At 46.0% G+C, this 4,603-nt stretch carries 3 protein-coding genes; all 3 read right to left on the reverse strand.

Going from position 1 to position 4,603, the window contains the following annotated elements; genetic code table 11:
* Window positions 1-1,773, reverse strand: a 1,773-nt coding sequence (locus tag H6S82_RS19500) for a nitrate ABC transporter ATP-binding protein (protein ID WP_191056585.1), incomplete at its 3' end; no start/stop codon positions are given.
* Window positions 1,774-1,908: 135 nt separating this feature from the next.
* A complete protein-coding gene (gene ntrB / locus H6S82_RS19505; protein ID WP_190463927.1) occupies window positions 1,909-2,751 on the reverse strand; it encodes a nitrate ABC transporter permease in 843 nt (280 codons plus the stop codon).
* Window positions 2,752-2,848: 97 nt separating this feature from the next.
* Window positions 2,849-4,198, reverse strand: a complete 1,350-nt coding sequence (locus H6S82_RS19510; protein WP_190463926.1) for a CmpA/NrtA family ABC transporter substrate-binding protein — start codon at window positions 4,196-4,198, stop codon at window positions 2,849-2,851.
* Window positions 4,199-4,603 lie beyond the last annotated feature (405 nt).

Consider the following 4,603-nt stretch of genomic DNA (forward strand, 5'->3'; position numbering starts at 1 on the left):
CTGAGTCAAGATCCATAACCCCTCAGCTCTACCCGGACAGTTAGCATTGTCGTAGTGAAACAAATTAAATCTGGGCAGCAGTTGAGTTGGTGCGCCCGTACCAGAGTTATAGTGACCCAAGAAACCGGGACGGATATATTCAGCCGCCACACCAACATAGTTTGGCTGACACAACCATTGCAAAATTTCTTCGCGGTTGCGCCGATCGTCACAATAGGCGCAAGCTTCTAAGATAGCTTTGAGCAGAGCGATATGAGTTTCAGGAAACCGATCTGCCCAATCTTCTCGCACTCCCAGCACTTTTTCAGGATTTCCCGGCCAAATATCCAGGTCGGTAGCGATCGCAAAACCCAAACCTTCGTAAATGGCGCGGCAATTCCAAGGTTCACCCACACAGTAACCGTCAATGTTGCCAGCTTTCAGGTGCTTCACCATTTGTTCTGGTGGAACAACTACCAGATTGACATCTCGGTCTGGATCGATACCTCCGGAAGCCAGCCAGTAACGCAGCATGAGATTGTGCATCGAGGACTCGTGGACGATGCCGAGAGTGTAAACTCGATCTTTATTTTTGGCGATCGCTGCTTTAAAATCTTTGAGCGTGCGTACCCCTTGCTCGAATAATCTATTACTTAAGGTAATGGCGTTACCGTTGCGACTGAGGACTGCGCCAGTAATTACGGGGATGGGAGTGTTGCCACCCATACCCAAAGTCATGGCTAAAGGCATACCCGTCACCATTGGGGCGGCGTCTAGGCGTCCGGTGGCGATACCTTCTGCGATCGCATCCCAGCTTTGTTCGCGGTAAAGGTTAACTTCTTCTAACCCATATTTTTGGAATAAACCTTTTTCTTGGGCAACTACCAAGGGGGCGCAGTCTGTGAGGGGAAGAAAACCAATGTTTAAGTTGAGTTTTTCTCTAGTTTGAGAAACGATCGCACCTTTGGTATTGGTATTGCCTGCTGCTGCTGTTTGCTTCGCCTTGCGTTTCTTATCCCGCTTTTGCTGATTCAGGAAATAAATCATTTGGTTACGCAAGTTGTAGTAAATGGGATGATTTACTACCTCCATGCGGTGGCGAGGTCGCGGAATGGGGACTTCCAATATTTGACCGATGTGAGATTCTGGGCCATTGGTAAGCATGACAATGCGATCGGACAGCAGTAGCGCTTCATCAACATCGTGAGTTACCATCACGCAGGTGACATGGCTTTCTTCGCAGATTTGCATCAATTGTTCTTGCAAGCCACCCCGCGTTAAGGCATCCAAAGCACCGAAGGGTTCGTCCAGCAACAGCAACTTGGGCCGAATGGCTAAAGCGCGGGCGATCGCCACTCGCTGTTTCATCCCGCCGGACAATTCGCAGGGGCGCTTATCGGCTGCGTGTCGCAAGCCTACCAAATCTATATGATGTTCGACAATGCTGCGACGATCGCCTTTAGGTTGACGTCGCATGACTCGATTGACAGCCAAAGCAATATTTTGGCGTACCGTCAGCCAAGGTAGCAGCGAATAATTTTGAAACACCACCATGCGATCGGGCCCTGGCTGGGTAACTTGTCGCCCTTCTAAGATAACGCCGCCTTTTGTCGGGCGATCCAAACCTGCGATCGTATTTAGCAAGGTGGATTTACCGCAGCCAGAGTGTCCGATTAAGGAGATAAATTCACCCTGTTTTATCTTCAATTCGATATTTTTGAGGGCGACATAACTCTCACCATTCGGTAAAGAGAATATGCGGTCTACGTGATCGACTTCTACGAATACAGACATACTTTAGGGGTTAGGGGTTAGGGGCTAGGGGTTAGGGGTTAGGGGAAGAGGGAAGAGGAGGAATTTTTGAATGATTGACTTTCCCTAACCCCTAACCCCTTTCTTTTGACTTTTGACTTTTGACTTTTGACTTCCCTATTTGTGTTCTGCTGGGACAACGATCGAGGCGATGTAGGCGACGAGGCGATCGAGTAATAATCCCACTACACCGACATAAATTAGGGCGATGATAATTCGGCTGAGTTGAGAGTTGTTGTAAGCATCCCAAATGAAGAAACCGATGCCAACACCACCTACCAACATTTCTGCTGCCACAATTGCCAGCCAAGATAAACCTACGCCAATTCTCAAACCTGTAAAAATGTACGGAACTGTCGCAGGAAACAAAACATTAAAGAAATACTCAGGCCCTGATAATTGTAAGACTCTAGCAACGTTTCTGTAATCTTGAGGCAGTTGCTGTACGCCCACCGTAGTGTTGATAATAATCGGCCAGATGGCTGTGATAAAAATTACGAAGATAGCGGATGGATTGCTTTGTTGAAATGCGGCTAGAGAAATGGGCAGCCAAGCCAAGGGTGGAATTGTACGTACTACTTGAAATATCGGATCTAAAGCGTCGTACAAGAATTTGTTAGCGCCGATCGCGATACCCAGACTTATTCCTACCACGGTGGCTAGCGAAAAGCCGATCGCCACCCGTTGCAAGCTGGCAAATATTTGCAATGCCAAGCCTTTATCCGTACCGCCGTTATCAAAAAAAGGATTGATAATCAAGGGATTCCAAGTGTCTTGCAGAACTTGTAATGGCCCTGGCAAACCTTGCGATCCCGGCGGACAAAGCACTTGCCATATCACCATAAATATAGCGAGCGCAATTAACGGGCGAATTACTTTGGCTGAGTTTTTTTGCAGAAATACATTTATGGGATTCCGTCCCCTGCGTATATTCAACCTTCTTTCCAGTTGAGCCGTCATTCTTTTCTCCAGTTACCAATCAATTTTGAATTTTCAACTGTCAATTTTCAGATTTTAGATTTGAAATCTAAAATCTAAAATCTGAAATTAAATAATACTAGGCTTTCTTGATCGCCAGACCCTTTAAATACTCTTCCGGTTTTTCGGGATCGAACTTCACACCATCGAAAAACGTTTCCACACCGCGAGATGTACTGGTCGGTATTTCCGCATCCGCAACTTTCAAAGCTTTCGCTGCTTCTTTCCACAAATCTTCGCGGTTTACTTTATCAACAAGTTCTTTTACGTTGGTATCAGCAGGGATATAGCCCCAGCGAATATCTTCAGTTAAAAACCAGGTGTCGTGACTCTTATACGGATAAGAAGCAAAATCTGACCAGAACTTCATCAGTAGAGGACTGCTCTGAACTAATGGGCGACCGTCGCCATAATCGATGTTGCCTTTAGAACGTTCGATAATATCTGCTGCTGGTACGGCAAACCACTTCTGTTGCGAGACAATTTGGCACATTTCCTCTTTGTTTTCCAGCTTGTCGCACCACTGCTGCGCTTCCTGTACTGCCATCAAAATTGCCTTCGCTGCTTTGGGATATTTATCTACCCAATCCGCACGCATCGCAAATGCTTTTTCTGGATGGTCTTTCCACAATTCTCCGGTAACTAAAGCTGTGTAACCTTTGCCTTGGTTTACCAGCTGCGCGTTCCAGGGTTCTCCCACACAGAATGCTTCCATGTTACCCGTTTTCATGTTCGCTACCATCTGCGGAGGTGGAACGGGAATCACAGAAACAATATCCTGTTTCGTGACATCGATACCACCAGATGCTAACCAATAACGCATCCACAAATCGTGCGTACCGCCAGGATATGTGATGGCAACTTTGAGGTCGTTTTTGCCAGCAGCTTTCTGCTTTGTAAAAGCTTCTTTGAGTACTTTGCTATCCAAACCAAGCTTGTATTCTTTATAAGTACTAGCAACAGAAATAGCTTGCCCGTTAGTATTTAACCTTGCCAAAAGGTACATGGGAACCGGTTGCTTGGTCTTTGTTTGTCCCAAGCTCATCAAATAAGGCATGGGACTGAGGATATGCGCTCCATCAATACCACCGCCTTGAGAACCGAGTTCTAAATTATCGCGAGTTACCGGCCAGGAAGCTTGTTTGAGTACTTCCACATCCTTCATACCGTACTTGGCAAATAAGCCTTTTTCTTTAGCAATAATTAGAGGGGCGGAGTCTGTCAGAGCGATAAATCCCAGCTTGGCAGCAGTCACTTCTGGAGCGTCGCCGTTGCTGACATTTACAGCAGGAACTGCGGAGGGAGATGAAGTCGAATTCGTTGTCGAAGTTGTATTGGCGGAGTTGGAAGTACAGCCGTGAGCGAGTAGAGTACCGGCTGCGGTTGCTCCTGCTGTAATAATAAATTGCCTTCTCGTAAATCTGGTCATTTTCATTCACCTGTCGGTAACTAATTCTGCGGTTGTGGTTTTTTGTTGCGCTACAAATATTTTTGCACAACCCTTATAGGGAATTCTGGGACGGCGTTAATTATTGCCTCCGCAGAAATCGGTAGAGTGTAGGTAGGGCAGATTTAATTTGGATAAGTCTAGAAACTTTTCTGCTTAATAAAAAGCCAGCACTTAACCTACACTTTACACGAAAATATTTCCCCAAAAAGTATCATTTGTAGCAAAATGCAACTAACTCAAAAAAACTTGCTTACTCTACTTGAGATCGGGTAGATCGAGCGTAAAACATTTTTAGATTTAAATCTGCCCGATCGCTGGCTGTTTGCCTCAGTTTAAATTAAACACAGGTAAGCTGCTGTTCCTTTAATTGAGCGCCGAAATGCT

This window comes from Planktothrix sp. FACHB-1355, assembly GCF_014748295.1.
GTDB classification, from domain to species: Bacteria; Cyanobacteriota; Cyanobacteriia; order Cyanobacteriales; family Aerosakkonemataceae; genus Aerosakkonema; species Aerosakkonema funiforme_A.